Below are 14146 nucleotides of genomic sequence, written 5' to 3' on the forward strand. Positions count from 1 at the left end.
ATATAAACTTAACCTTTAACCACTCCCATAGGTTTCATTCTTGCAACCTTTAAAGAAATTCCAGCCTTATGACAGGTGTCAGCTACTAAGTCTATACTTTTATAAGCCTCAGGGGCTTCTTCAGCTAAGACAGCCTTAGAGTCACTTAACGCTATAATTCCCATCTCTTCCAGCCTTCTTTTTATCTCTGAGCCTCTCCATAACTTTAATGCCTTTGCTCTACTCAACTTCCTCCCAGCCCCATGGGCAGTTGATCCAAAGGTTTCTTCCATAGCCTTCTCTGTCCCTTTCATAACATAGGAAGCTGTTCCCATGTCTCCTGGTAAGAGGACAGGCTGGCCAATATCTTTATAGTCTTTTGGTAAAACCTCATGCCCAGGAGGGAAGGCTCTTGTAGCTCCTTTTCTATGGACTACAACTTTAACTTTTTTCTTCTCAATTCTATGCTCTTCCTTCTTAGCTATGTTGTGGGCTACATCATAAACTATTTCCATCTCCAAGTCTTCAGCATGTATCTTAAACACTTCTTCAAAGCTTTCCCTAACCCAGTGAGTTATCATCTGCCTATTAGCCCATGCATAGTTTGCAGAGCAACACATAGCCTTATAGTAAGCTTGTCCCTCTTCAGATTCAAATGGAGCACAGGCTAACTGTCTATCTGGGATAGAGATGTTATACTTCTTATAAGCCTTCTCCAAGATTTTTAAATAGTCAGTACAAACCTGATGTCCTAACCCCCTTGATCCAGTATGGACAAGGATAACAACCTGATCTTTAAATAACCCATAAGCTTCAGCTGCCTCTTCATCAAATATTTGTTCAACATACTGAACCTCTAAGAAGTGGTTTCCACTTCCTAAGGATCCAAGCTGAGCTCTTCCTCTATCTTTAGCCTTTTCAGACACATAGGAAGAGTCAGCATCTTCCATACAACCATTTTCTTCAATATATTTTATATCCTCTTTCCAACCAAAGCCCTCTTTAACAGCCCACTTAGCCCCTTCCTCTAAAACATCATCCATAACATCCTTACTAAACTTTATAATTCCTTTACTACCTAAACCTGAAGGAACATTCCTGAATAGTGTTTTAACCAACTCCTTTATTTTTGGTTCAACCTCTTCTCTTGTTAAATTAGTTCTTATTAGTCTAACTCCACAGTTATGAACAACAATTCCATTAGCTATGAAGTTATGGGCTTTATCTACTATAGAGATGTCATACAACTTAGAGTTATATGGGATTACTTCTATCTTCTCAACTTCATCTAAAACAAATCCTCCCATAACTCCATACTCTTTTACAAACTCTTTATATGTTAAAAAGTTCTTTGGTACTCTAACATTTTCTACTTTTTCATAAATTACCCTCTCTATAAATCTTCTATTTACCCACGTATTCTTAATAGAGGAATAAACATTAGAAAGACTTTTATGTTCATAAAGCTCTATAGCCTTTTTTATAGCCTTCTTTCTTATGGCTTTAACATATTCTTTATATTTTAGATATGCATAAGCTAACAATCCTTCCTCTTTCTTGTCTTTTGAGTATTCATAACCTACTTTCCCTAAGAATTGCTTTATACTTTCTTCATTCACAATAGATAGCCTATAAGAAACTCTATTTTCCAGAGCCTTAATTTCATAAATTATACTCTCAACTCCAAACTCTAAGAGAATCTCTCTAATGTCTTCTAAGTAGGATAGGAGATTTTCTTTAAGGGAACTTATCTTAGACTGTGTAAGTGAGATTGGTAGAGGAGTGTATCTTTTAAAGAAAATCTTGCTACCATCAGCTCCAAACAATCCTGCTAAGAAATTTCTTTTAATCCAAAGTGGAGCCTCCTTTATCCACTCAGGAACTTTATAAGAAACTTCAGTCTTTTTTCCTATTGGCATTCCAAGCTTATGCATGAATAAGGCAAAAGCCTTAGATGATACCTTTATAAAGTTATCTTCTTTCTTATTGTATATTTTTGAAGCTTTTATTCCTAACTTTTCTAAATCTTTTTTAACCTCTAATAACTCCTCTTTCTTCCCATAGAATGCCAAATACAACTTTCCAGTTTTTTCTCTAACAATAATTCCATCTCCTAAGGCAAACCCTAACAATCTTGCAATTATTCCTATCTTCTCATGATTCATTCTTAGAGGGATCAATCCCCTATCCTTTAGATATTTAATTATTTGCTTATCACAATCTTTAAAGTCTTCTTCATCCAATATTATTTTATCAGAAGGCTCTTCATACTCAACCCCTTCAAAAGGATAAACCACTACTTTATCTCCCTCTCTTATCATTCCCATTGGAACATATCCATTAATTGTTAAAATTGGATGATCAGGACTTCCCTTTAAAACCTTTCCACTCCTTGTTTTTATCATAATTATTTTACCATCTCCCTCTCTCTCAGAAATAAAGAGAATATTAGAAAAGCTTTCTCTACCTTCTTCTATATTATATATCTTAAGCCTCTCTCTAAGATTTTCTTTAAGCTCCTTAATTTTTATCCAATATCCCTCCTCTGTTAGAACTTTACTATCCTCAGATAGGCAGTTGATATCAAATCCAACTCCACCAGGGCTTATAATTCCATTTTTTTGATCAAAGGCAGCAACCCCTCCAATACAGAAGCCATAGCCATAATGAACATCTGGCATAGCTATAGAATATTTATAAATTCCAGGTAGGCAAGAGACATTAGCTATTTGCTCTAAAACTTCACTCTCAAGCTCATCCAATAAAATCTCATTTAAGTAAATTCTCCCTGGAACTCTCATACATTCTTTATAATCCTTAGGCAATTCCCAAACAACCTCACCCACTCTCTTTAAAATCTCTTTCATCCTTAACCACCCTTTTACTTTCTCTGAAGCTTGTAAATTCTCTCAACATCTTCAAGTGTATTTATATCCTCTATACTCTTATCAAACCTAAACCTAACAATTCTTGGAAATCTGAGAGCATAGCCACAGGGGTATTTATCAGATTTCTGAATCTCTTCATAAGCCACTTCAACAACAATCTCTGGCTTAACTATAACCTCATCTCCAAGGTCTTTAACAACTATCTTATCAATCATCTCCTTAAGCATCTGTAAATCCTCTTCAGTTAAGCCAGTTCCCACATAACCTATAGGCTGTAAATTCCCATCTTTATCTTTAACACAAATCTCAAAAGAGCCATACCAATCCTTTCTCTTTCCCATTCCTCTCTTAGCCTTTGTTATGACAACATCTAAGTTTTCTAAGGTAGGTTTAAATTTATACATAGTTCTTACTCTACTCCCTGGAGTGTAAGGAGCATTTAAATTTTTGATCATAACTCCCTCATGTCCTATAGATAGAGACCACTTATAAAACTCTTTAGCCTCTCTTGGGTCATTAGTTACCAACTTATAAGAGATATCTATCTTCTTATCCTCCTTTAATTCCCTCTCTATCCTCTCCCTCTCTTTCCTCCAATCATTCTCATATCCTACAAGCTCTTCTAAAGCTTTCCTTCTCTCTTTAAAAGGTTTATCTATGTAAGATTCTCCATCCTTATATAGTAAGTCAAATAGATAAGCCCTTAAGTTAATCTTTTTCATAGCCTTTCCAATATCATGTTTCCTTCTAAATCTCCTTAGTATGTCTTGAAAAGGCCTTGGTCTTCCTTCCTCTATGGCTACACACTCACCTTCAACAATTAAGTCATGTTTAAACTTCTTTATCTCATTAACAATCTCTGGCAAGGCATGGGTAACATCTTCCAACTTTCTACTGTAAATTTTAACCTTATCTCCCTTCTTATGTATCTGGATCCTTGCTCCATCATACTTGGTTTCAAACTGAGGATGTCCCATCTCTATAATAGCTTCCTCTATTGAAGGAGCCAGCTGAGCAAGCATAGGTTTTATTGGTCTAAATAACTTAATGTTAAGTTCTTTATCATCAAGCTCATTCTTCATTAACTTCTCAGCCAATAAACCAATGTCATTAGTTACAGCATAAATTTTTTCTAACTTCTCTTTAGGGACATTGAAATAAATGGAAAGAGCTTCTAAAACTGTGGGAATGTTCATTCCTATCCTCATGTCTCCTAAAATAAGCCTTGCTAAGTATCTCCTCTCTATTGGGCTTGCTCTTAAAAATAGGCTTGATATAAGCCTCATCTTCTTTTTCTGGCTACCCTCTCCTTCAGTCTCAGCAACCTTCCTTAATGTCTCAAAAACCTCCTTAACTGTCAGTGGAGAGAAGAGAAGAGTTTTAACCTTCCCTTCTTCCTTAGCCTTCTCAGCAGCTAAGCCAATATCTCCAGTCTCTTTAATCTTCTCATAGAGCTTATCCTTATTAATTCCTGAGGAGATGATAGCATTAATCAATAACTTCTCCCCAACACCAAGCTCTCTCTCATCATACTCTGGGAAAACTCTTCCTATGGCTATATAGCAAATTCTTTTTAAATCCTCAGGATCTTTAACCTTCTCAAGCAATTTTATAAAGTAAGCTCTCTTATCTAACCTCTTAGTTGTATTCTCTATCTTGTTAAAAATTTCACAAACTTCTTTCCACAACATACTATAATCCCAGCCATCTTTTTATTCTGTCAAATAAGCTTTCCTCCTTTTTAATGGTTGGCACTTCAATATTTATAGGTTCTCCTGAGATTAGAGAGGCTAACTTTAAATAGGCTAAGGATGCTGGAGCATTCTTTTTATACTCAATAACTGTCATCTTCTTTAAGGCAGCATCTCTAACATACCTATCTTCAGGAACTTCAACAAGAACCCTTCCTTTAATAAGCATCTCAATCTCTTCCTTCCCAAGCTCTCCAAAGTCTCTCCCAACCCTATTTAAGACAATCCCTAAAAGAGGGGTTCCAACAGATTCAGCACTCTCCTTTAACCTTGAGGCATCAACAATAGAAAACATCTCTGGAGTTACAACCAATAAGAGTTTATCAGCTGTAGCCAAGTGTACAGTCATCTCCCTATTTAACCCAGCTGGAGCATCTATTAAGATGTAGTCAAACTCATCCCCAACCTCTTCTAAAACCTCTGGTAAAAGCTCTATCTCAGCCTTTTTATAGCCCTCTAAACTTAAACTTGTTGGAACTACATAAACTCCAGTCTTATGCTTATAGATAGCTTCTCTAATATCTGCTTCTCCACTTAAAACCTCATGTAAGCTTGGCTTTTTCTTATCTAAGTTAAATAATATGGCTAAGTTAGCCATAGATAAGTCTCCATCAATAACTAAAGTTTTTTTCCCTAACTTAGCTAAAGCCACAGCTAAAGAGGCTGTTGTAGTTGTTTTTCCAACCCCTCCCTTTCCTGAAGCTATGGTAATAATCATAACAAAGAACCTCAAACTTTTTATTTTTAGTTATTTTTAGTTTAAAGTGTTCTCCTATTTAATTCTTTATTGATATACTTAAAACAACAAAACCAAAACCTTTATATACTACTACAATAACATATACATACCGAAGTAAGAACCAAGTGAAAGGTGATAGGGATGGCAATGAACGCTCCAATAGTAGTTTTACCAGAGAATGTTAAGAGATACGTTGGAAGAGATGCTCAAAGAATGAACATCTTGGCAGGGAGAATAATAGCTGAGACTGTAAGAACTACCTTAGGACCAAAGGGAATGGACAAGATGTTAGTTGATGAGTTAGGAGATATAATAGTTACTAACGACGGAGTTACCATATTAAAAGAGATGAGTGTTGAACATCCAGCTGCTAAGATGTTAATTGAAGTCGCTAAGACTCAAGAGAAAGAGGTTGGAGATGGAACTACAACAGCTGTTGTTATCGCTGGAGAGTTATTAAGAAAGGCTGAAGAGTTGTTAGATCAGAATATACACCCAAGTGTTATAATAAACGGTTATGAGTTAGCAAGAAATAAGGCTATAGAGGAGTTAAAGAACATAGCTAAGGAAGTTAAGCCAGAAGACACTGAAATGTTAAAGAAAATCGCAATGACTTCAATAACTGGAAAAGGAGCTGAGAAGGCAAGAGAGAAGTTAGCTGAAATAGTCGTTGAAGCTGTTAGATCTGTCGTTGATGAAGAGACTGGAAAAGTTGATAAAGATTTAATAAAAGTTGAGAAGAAGGAAGGAGCTCCAATAGAAGAAACAACCTTAATAAAAGGAGTTGTTATTGACAAGGAGAGAGTTAACCCACAAATGCCAAAGAAAGTAGAAAACGCTAAGATAGCATTATTAAACTGCCCAATTGAAGTTAAAGAAACTGAAACTGACGCTGAGATAAGAATAACTGACCCAAGTAAGTTAATTGAGTTCATCGAGCAAGAAGAGAAAATGATTAAGGATATGGTTGATAAGATAGCTGCTACTGGAGCTAACGTAGTGTTCTGTCAGAAGGGAATTGACGACTTAGCTCAGCACTACTTAGCTAAGAAGGGAATCTTAGCAGTTAGAAGAGTTAAGAAGTCAGATATGGAGAAATTAGCTAAGGCTACTGGAGCAAGAATCGTTACTAAGATAGATGACTTAACCCCAGAAGACCTTGGAGAGGCTGGATTAGTTGAAGAGAGAAAGGTTGCTGGAGACGCAATGATCTTCGTTGAAAACTGCAAGCATCCAAAGGCAGTTACAATATTAGCAAGAGGTTCAACCGAGCACGTTGTTGAAGAGGTTGCAAGAGCTTTAGAAGATGCTATAGGCGTTGTTAAGTGCGCCTTAGAGGATGGAAGAATTGTAGCCGGTGGAGGAGCTGCTGAGATAGAGTTAGCTAAGAGATTAAGAAAATACTCTGAAAGTATAGAAGGAAGAGAGCAACTCGCTGTTAGAGCTTTCGCAGATGCATTAGAGGTAATTCCAAGAACCTTAGCCGAGAACTCAGGATTAGATCCAATTGACATGTTAGTCAAGTTAAGAGCTGCTCACGAGAAAGAAGGAGGAGAAGTTTACGGATTAGATGTCTTTGAAGGAGAAGTCGTTAACATGTTAGAGAAAGGAGTTGTTGAGCCATTAAAGGTTAAGACTCAAGCTATAGACTCAGCTACTGAAGCGTCAGTTATGCTCTTAAGAATTGATGATGTCATAGCTGCAGAGAAATCCAAGGGAGAAGAGAAAGGCGGAGGAATGGGAGGAGAAGATGAGGAGTTCTAAACTTCTCTAACTAATTTTTTATTTTATTTTTTTATTAGAGTAGATTGGTTAATTTAAATGAATAAATAAAAGTTAATAGGAGATATAAAAAAGCTCTACCAACCTGGTTAGAGAATCCTAATACATCTCCATTAATGCCTCCAAACTCTTTTTTTCCAAGATAGCTTACAAAAATTCCTATAATAATGGATGATAAAATAAGAATAGCTACTATTCTACCATTAGCTAAAAATAAAAGTGGGAAAGTTAGTATAAGCCCTAAGGTTAAATGCTTTATATCACTCTTCTTAATAAAGAGTTTTGCTGAACTCTCCTTCATTGGAGCTCCAAACACTGCAGTTGTGAGGAGAGACAATCTTGAAAGAACTTCAACAATTAGGATATAGAAGATATTTATTTTTAGAATATAAGATAGAGAAAATATTGAAAAGGCTAAGTAAAAAAATCCATATATAAAGGCTCCAGTCCCTAACCTTGTATCCTTTAAGATCTTTATTTTTTCCTCTTTACTTTTACATGCCATTAGAGCATCTCCAACATCTAAGAGACCATCTAAGTGCTGAAATCCATTTAAATATTCAACTAAAAAAATTATTAAGGTTGCTAAAAGAATTGGTGGAAGGAAAGAGAAGAGAAGAGAGATAAATAATCCTAAGATCCCAAATATATAGCCAACAAGAACAACAAGATAAAAATGCTTAGCCAATAATTCAATATCAAAACTCTCAGTAGAGATTGGGATCCTTGTAAAGAATATAAGAGCTAATTTAAAAGCCTTCATTGTCCTCCTTCTCTCAATTTTTTAACAATTTCTATTAGCTCCCAAAGATCCTTAATAGTGTAATCAGCTTTTCCTTCCATATCCTTATACTTCCCCCTTAAAATCCTTACTGTTATCATTCCAACCTTCTTAGCTGGCTCTATATCTCTATCTATCCTATCTCCAACATATATAACCTCTTCTCCCTTTAAGCCAAATCTCTTTAAACCATATTTAAAAAATTCTAAGTGAGGCTTCCCCAGCCCAAACTCTTCTGAGGTTATAACCTCATCAAAAAAAGTATGTATTCCTAACCTAATTAACTTCTCCCACTGCTTTATTGTTAGCCCATCAGTTAGAACCCCTAACTTTAAACTCATCTTCTTCAGCTCTATTAAAGTCTTTATTGTATTTGGATAAGGTCTTAAGAGGGCCACTTTAACATTGTGATAGGTTATAATTCCTGTGGCTATGATCATTGGATCATATCTACCAAGTACAGACTTAACAAGGTCATCAAAGTGCTTCCCATAGTTAGAGCCTTTATCCTTTATTATCTTATTTAGTATTTCCATAGCCTCATCTAAGCTAACATTAAGCCCAGCATCTATCATAGACTTTACAGCTTCCCTTCTTGCTATAGAGACAAACTCTGAAGAGTTATAGAGAGTGTCATCTAAGTCAAATAAGATCCCTTTTATCATGCTCTTAACCTTATTTTCTCTTTAACCATATTAAAGAGGCCAACAAAGTCATCATCCTCTTTAACTGGCACTATTATTAAACCAAGTTTCTCATGCTTCTCTATCCAAGAGATGTCATAGACAGGTACATCTATCTTTACAGGCTCATCCTTAGGATTGCCAACTATTATATTCCTATATGGGAATTTATAATCTCCATAAGGTAGAGTTCTCTCCCTAATATAGCCTCCAAGAGCCATAACATGCTTAGGTAAGATTAACATCTTAGGCATAATATCAACCCATAAATTTTATTAACTTAGTTTATCTAATTAAATTCTTAACATTGCCCTATATTTATTTGGTGATCTTAACATGGAATCTTATAGATTTTGTGGTATAATAAGTAATCCTTATGCAGATGGGATAAGGATAGGGAGTGAAATTAAAAATAAACTTAGTGGCTCATCCTTAATTTTAGTGTTCTCAAACATTGATGAGGAGAAGACTAAAGAGTTCTTATCCGGGTTAGGAAAGCATGTTCCTCTTGACAATGTTATAGGCTGTTCTGTAAGAGGAACATTTTTTTCAAATAATAAATATTATAGTGACAGTATCTTAATTTATGCATTCCCTCCTCATCTTAAATCAGCCATCACCTTTGGGAACTCTGGAGAGGAGTTACATGAAAATATTAGAGAGGAGTTAATTAGAAAATATTCAACAATCTCTGAGGCTGGTTATAAATACTTGGGAATTATGCTTTTAGATTGGGATGAAGATCCTAATGTAGGCTGTAAAATACTAAATGACTTTTGTAAGGCTTCAAGTATCCCTACAATTGGGGGAGTGGCTTCAGATGACTTCTCATTTAATAAAACCTTTTTAATTTATAAAGGTGAGATTTTAAAAAATACCTGTGTCCTTGGAGTTGTTGGAGGAAAGTTTAGATTTGACCTCTTCCAGATTCATGGTTATGAAGCAACTAACATTTACATGAAAGTTACAAGGTCTGAAAAAAATATAATTTATGAACTTGATGGCAAGCCAGCTTATGAAAGATATGTTGAAGGAATAGCTGAATACTTAGGATTATCAAAGAGCTATGTTGAAGAAAACTTATGTATTGGCTTCTCTACTTTAGATGAGGATAAGCTATTCCTCTCTATCTTCCATCCTGTTGGGTATATAAGCCTTGATGGTAAGATAGCCCCACTTTACATTATTGAGTCTGATGGAAAATACTTGAAGATTACAAGAGAGGTTAATGAAGGAATCTATTTATCCTTATTATCCTTTAATTTAAGCCTATTTTTAAGAAAGTTAAAGGATAAGCTTGAATACTACACAATGAACTTTAAAAGTCCCTCCATCTTACTATTTGAGTGTGCTGGAATTAACTTTATAAAAGAGAAGCTTTTGAATAGTCAAGTCCCTTACTTTAGGAGATATTCTCCAACAACTTTAGACTTTGAAAAGTACAAAAATGTATATGGATGGCTAACTTATGGAGAACTTCTTTCTAAGGATTTGGTTAGATGCTTTACTCACTTAACACTCTCTGGCTTGGTGGTTGAGAATTCAAGTATAGAATTTAATATAATTGAAGGCTTGAAAGCTTTTGAATTTAATGAGCTTGAGATTAAAATTATTCTTTTACTTTTAGGCTCTCCTCTATTCTTAGAAGATATTGCCAAAAAATTGAATATAAGTAAGTATGAGGCTGATCTTATATTAAAAAAGCTTATTAATAAAGGAATAGTTTCAAAGATTGGAGAGAAATATAGAATTGAGAACTTAAAAGAATCCTTAGAAAAGATTGATCAAGAGCTTGACCTTAAATATGTGGAGAACAAGCTAAAAAGATATTTGCTATTAAAACTACTCTGATTCCTCTTTTTTCTCCTCTTTCTTCTCTTCAAATTTAAACTCTTCATTAATTTTTATTACATAATCAGCTATTTTCTGTAAAGCCTTAGAAAAGCCTGGCTCTGCTCCTATGACAATTATCTTTTTCCCTTTTTCTTTAGCCTTTCTTATTGCTGGTAGAAAGTCAGCATCTCTTGTTACATAGGCTATAGTATCTATGTTGGGATTAAAAACCAACTCAGTGGCATCAACAGCCATCTCTACATCTACATCACCAGCTGAAATTTTTGGTTCAAATCCTTGGTTAATGACAGCCTCAATTAGCTTCTCAGAGGCATATTGGTTTAAGTAAACTCTCCCTATAACTATGTCACCAAATTCACTTAAGATTTCCCTAATTTTGTCAAGGTCAATATTAAATTCCTTCCTAAGCATGTTAGGACCATCTATTAACAGTGCTATCTTATGCCCTCCCTTTCTTTTAATAGTCTTTTCATAAATTTTACTTGTGATACTTTCCAACTTTTTCCACATGTCCCTCATCACCAAAAAAATTATAAAGAGAAAAAAATTAAAAACAGTAGGAAGTAAAATTAATATGGAATTTCACAATTAAAATTATTATTCTTTATCCTCTCTTATACTTAAATCTACTTGGTGGTTGAATGAAATGTCCCTACTGTGGAGGAAGCTGTATAAATGAAGAAGTGGCTAAGCTGTATTTAGAATCTGTTAAGGTGTTCTTTGAATTTGAGATTAGTAGGGCTGATAAAGAGTTGGAAGAGCTTGACACAAGAAAGTATCCTCCAGTTGGAGATGTTGGAGAGTGTAAAAAAACTCATGGGAGAATTTACTTATGCCCTTTTTGTAAAGAACCTTTTAAAGCTACTTATGAGCAGGGGAAAATAACTATTACTTGCCCAAACTGTAAGAAAGTTCTATGTCTCCCAGCAACAAATAGAACAATTTGTTAAGGTGATATTGTGAAGATAAAACTTAAAAGTATTGTTCATAAAATAGCTCTAACCTCAATAATATCAATTTTATTAACAATAATAATTGTTGGAGCTTTAACCTATACAACTACCTCTGGTAAAGTTGATGAGATATTATTTAAAAATTTAGAAGAAAGGGGAAAAGTAGTAGAAAAAGAATTATACTATATAAATCATGAATTTCTTTTATCATCTCACTATATTTCAGAGAATCCTAAAGTAATTTCAGCTATTGAGAATAAAAATGAAAAGCTTTTACATGATTTTGGGAAGGAAATAAAAGAAAAATTGGGCTGTGAGTTAGTCTTATTTTATGATAAAAATGGAAATTTAGTGGCAAGTTCCAATAGATTAAATGCTCTTGGAGATAAAGAGTTAGAGGATTTAATTAGTAAAGCTGGAGACTCTGCACTAATGGGATACTATGTTATTAACAAAGATGTTATGGAGAAAGAGAACTTAAAAAATTTATGGGTTGATGTAATTCCAACTGAGAATGGAGTTTCTGTAGATCCAGACATTGGAAAAAATGGACTTTCTTTAATAGCCCTACATCCAGTTAAAGAAAATAATAAAGTTATAGGTTATGTTTTAATTGCTGACGTATTAAACAAAAACTTAGACTTAGTTGAAAAACTAAAGCAAACCTCTGGAGCAGATATAACTATATTCTTAGATGGATTAAGAATAGCTACTACCATTAAAATAAATGGAAAGCCTGCCATTGGAACTACAATTTCTCCTAAAGTCTATGAAACTGTAATTAAAGAGGGGAAAATTTATAGAGGATTTGCTGATGTTGTTGGTAAAAAGTGTGCTGTTGAATATGTCCCTATAAAAGATGTTGATGGAAAAGTTGTAGGAGCCTATGCTGTAGCTGTTCCTGTAGAAACATTTGCCTCAGCCTTAACAGATATTAGGAATTCAGTGCTATTTGCTGGATTTATTGGCTTAATTATTGGAGCTGGAATATCTGTATACTTTGGAAGGAGATTAATTAAGCCAATATTCAGCCTTATGGAAGGGGTTGAGAAGGTTATTAAAGGAGACTACAATGCTAAAGTTGAAGTAGATTCTGATGATGAACTTGGAAAGCTTGCAGAGATGTTTAATAAATTGGTAGATACATTAAAAGAGAAAGAAGAAGAGATAAAAAGAAGAGGGTTGCTAACCAAGTGGTTAATTGAAGATTTAAAGAGAGTTATGACAAGAGTAGCTGAAGGGGACTTCTCTGTAAGGATGGATACAACAGAGGTTAAAGAAGGAATAAAAAGAGATGTAAGAATTCAGAAGTTAATAAATAAAGCTTTAGACATGATCTCAGAACTTATTAAAAAATTAAAAGAAGACGTTGATAGGCTACATGAAAAGCTTAAAACCTTGGAAGAAGAGGCAGATAGAGTTAAGGAAGTTTCTGATCAAGTTGCCGATGCTGCTAACCAAGTTGCTGTAGCTGCAACAGATCAGTCTAATAAGTTACAAGATATAACTCAAGAGTTAGAAGATGTTAATAAGTTAGCCAACGATGCTTACAACTCAGCGTTAGAAGGAGTTGAAGCTGTTAAATCTGTAGAAGAAGCTTCTCAGGTTGGAGTTGAGAAGGTTGAAAACGCTATAGAAACAATGCAAAGAATAGCTAACGTTATTGATGAGTTAGGAAGAGCGTTAGAAGAGCTTGGTAAGAAGAGTCAGAAGATTAATGAGATTACAGCTTTAATTAAAGATATCGCCGAGCAAACAGGTTTATTAGCTTTAAACGCTTCTATTGAAGCAGCAAGGGCTGGAGAGGCTGGAAGAGGTTTCGCTGTAGTTGCAAGTGAAATTAAAGGCTTAGCCGAAGAGATTGGAAAGTCTGTAGACGACATCAATAAGACGGTTGAAGAGATAAGAGAGGCTATAGAGAAAACTATAGACTTAGGATTAACTGGAAAGAATGAAGTTGATAATGGAGTTGTTGCTATAGATGAGGTTAATAACGCATTCTTAAAGATAAAAGAGGCTGTTGATAAAGCTCATGAGAAAATGGAAGTTATTAAACAAGCTGTCCAAAACGTAACTGAGAATGTTGAAAAAGCTCTAAGAGATGTCCAAGATGTTGCTTCAATCTCAGAGGAGTTCGCTGCCACCGCTGAGGAATTAACAGCTTCAACTGAAGAGTTGAACGGAGCTATTGAGCAAATAGATAATGCTGTAAAAGAGTTAGAACAGATAGTTGATGATATTAAGAAATCTTCAGATAGATTTAAGGTTTAAATCTCTTTTTAATCTTTTCAACCAATATCTTTAAATCTTCTATATTTGAGGTTCTTATATCTCTATTTTGAGGAAATTTTAATATGATGTCCTCAAAAATTGAGGTGTTTATGGGCTTTTTTATTAGATAGTAGTATCTTGCTAAGATATTCATCCTGTAGGTTATAATTTGACTTAAATATTTTAAAGCTGTCTCTTCAGTTGTTACTCCATACACATCTTCTCTTAAAAGAGCTAACCCAACTAAAACCTTTACTATATCAAATTTAATAAATTCTGTACTTTCCCTCTGAGTTCTAAGAACTTCATATAAGTAGATAGTTAGTTCTCTCAAAGACTTCCATGGAAGGTTTAGATCTTCAACCTCTTCTAAGCTCTTACACTTCCATAGAGGAATTTTTTTATCTTTAACCTTAACTTCATGCTCTAAACAGAGGTTATAGAGTGTTTCATAAACATCCATTA

Annotated in this window: 12 protein-coding genes; 4 read left to right on the forward strand and 8 right to left on the reverse strand. The window is 34.5% G+C overall.

Annotation, left to right across the window (positions count from 1 at the left end; all coding sequences use genetic code 11):
- Nucleotides 1–8: 8 nt before the first annotated feature.
- The 3 genes from METIN_RS04000 to minD are packed head-to-tail and all read right to left on the reverse strand — an operon-like array spanning nucleotide 9 to nucleotide 5336.
- Nucleotides 9–2846, reverse strand: a complete 2838-nt coding sequence (locus METIN_RS04000; RefSeq protein WP_013100211.1) for an intein-containing RctB family protein — start codon at nucleotides 2844–2846, stop codon at nucleotides 9–11.
- Between the two features lie 14 nt (nucleotides 2847–2860).
- Nucleotides 2861–4558 carry an ATP-dependent DNA ligase gene (locus tag METIN_RS04005; RefSeq protein ID WP_013100212.1) on the reverse strand — a complete coding sequence of 566 codons (1698 nt, stop codon included), beginning with the start codon at nucleotides 4556–4558 and terminating at the stop codon, nucleotides 2861–2863.
- 1 nt (nucleotide 4559) lies between these two features.
- Nucleotides 4560–5336, reverse strand: coding sequence for a cell division ATPase MinD (gene minD / locus METIN_RS04010; protein ID WP_013100213.1), 777 nt, complete (start codon nucleotides 5334–5336; stop codon nucleotides 4560–4562).
- A 162-nt stretch (nucleotides 5337–5498) separates the two neighbouring features.
- On the opposite strand from minD, the gene thsB reads away from it, so the two are divergent.
- A complete protein-coding gene (gene thsB, locus METIN_RS04015; RefSeq protein ID WP_013100214.1) occupies nucleotides 5499–7121 on the forward strand; it encodes a thermosome subunit beta in 1623 nt (540 codons plus the stop codon).
- A gap of 34 nt (nucleotides 7122–7155) precedes the next feature.
- Here the strand turns inward: thsB and cobS are convergent, their stop codons facing one another.
- The 3 genes from cobS to ehbP are packed head-to-tail and all read right to left on the reverse strand — an operon-like array spanning nucleotide 7156 to nucleotide 8857.
- Nucleotides 7156–7902, reverse strand: a complete 747-nt coding sequence (cobS, locus tag METIN_RS04020) for an adenosylcobinamide-GDP ribazoletransferase (RefSeq protein WP_013100215.1) — start codon at nucleotides 7900–7902, stop codon at nucleotides 7156–7158.
- On the reverse strand, nucleotides 7899–8585 hold the full coding sequence (locus METIN_RS04025; RefSeq protein WP_013100216.1) for a TIGR02253 family HAD-type hydrolase: 687 nt from the start codon (nucleotides 8583–8585) through the stop codon (nucleotides 7899–7901). Before METIN_RS04025 ends, cobS begins: the two co-directional genes overlap by 4 nt.
- On the reverse strand, nucleotides 8582–8857 hold the full coding sequence (gene ehbP / locus METIN_RS04030) for an energy-converting hydrogenase B subunit EhbP (RefSeq protein WP_013100217.1): 276 nt from the start codon (nucleotides 8855–8857) through the stop codon (nucleotides 8582–8584). Before ehbP ends, METIN_RS04025 begins: the two co-directional genes overlap by 4 nt.
- An 82-nt stretch (nucleotides 8858–8939) precedes the next feature.
- Between ehbP and METIN_RS04035 the strand changes: the two genes are divergently transcribed.
- Nucleotides 8940–10454 (forward strand): FIST N-terminal domain-containing protein, encoded by a 1515-nt coding sequence (locus tag METIN_RS04035; RefSeq protein WP_013100218.1) that lies wholly within the window; start codon nucleotides 8940–8942, stop codon nucleotides 10452–10454.
- Here METIN_RS04035 and METIN_RS04040 read toward each other — a convergent pair.
- Nucleotides 10446–10967 carry a TIGR00288 family NYN domain-containing protein gene (locus METIN_RS04040; RefSeq protein ID WP_013100219.1) on the reverse strand — a complete coding sequence of 174 codons (522 nt, stop codon included), beginning with the start codon at nucleotides 10965–10967 and terminating at the stop codon, nucleotides 10446–10448. The genes METIN_RS04035 and METIN_RS04040 overlap by 9 nt on opposite strands.
- 131 nt (nucleotides 10968–11098) lie before the next feature.
- Here METIN_RS04040 and METIN_RS04045 point away from each other — a divergent pair, with 131 nt between their 5' ends.
- Both METIN_RS04045 and METIN_RS04050 read left to right on the forward strand, forming a co-directional pair.
- Nucleotides 11099–11407, forward strand: coding sequence for a hypothetical protein (locus METIN_RS04045; protein WP_013100220.1), 309 nt, complete (start codon nucleotides 11099–11101; stop codon nucleotides 11405–11407).
- Between the two features lie 9 nt (nucleotides 11408–11416).
- Nucleotides 11417–13681, forward strand: a complete 2265-nt coding sequence (locus METIN_RS04050) for a methyl-accepting chemotaxis protein (RefSeq protein WP_013100221.1) — start codon at nucleotides 11417–11419, stop codon at nucleotides 13679–13681.
- Here METIN_RS04050 and METIN_RS04055 read toward each other — a convergent pair.
- On the reverse strand, nucleotides 13671–14144 hold the full coding sequence (locus tag METIN_RS04055; protein ID WP_013100222.1) for a hypothetical protein: 474 nt from the start codon (nucleotides 14142–14144) through the stop codon (nucleotides 13671–13673). The genes METIN_RS04050 and METIN_RS04055 overlap by 11 nt on opposite strands.
- Nucleotides 14145–14146 lie beyond the last annotated feature (2 nt).

The sequence above is a fragment of the Methanocaldococcus infernus ME genome, assembly GCF_000092305.1.
In the GTDB taxonomy this organism is placed as follows: domain Archaea; phylum AGJL01; class Methanococci; order Methanococcales; family Methanocaldococcaceae; genus Methanocaldococcus; species Methanocaldococcus infernus.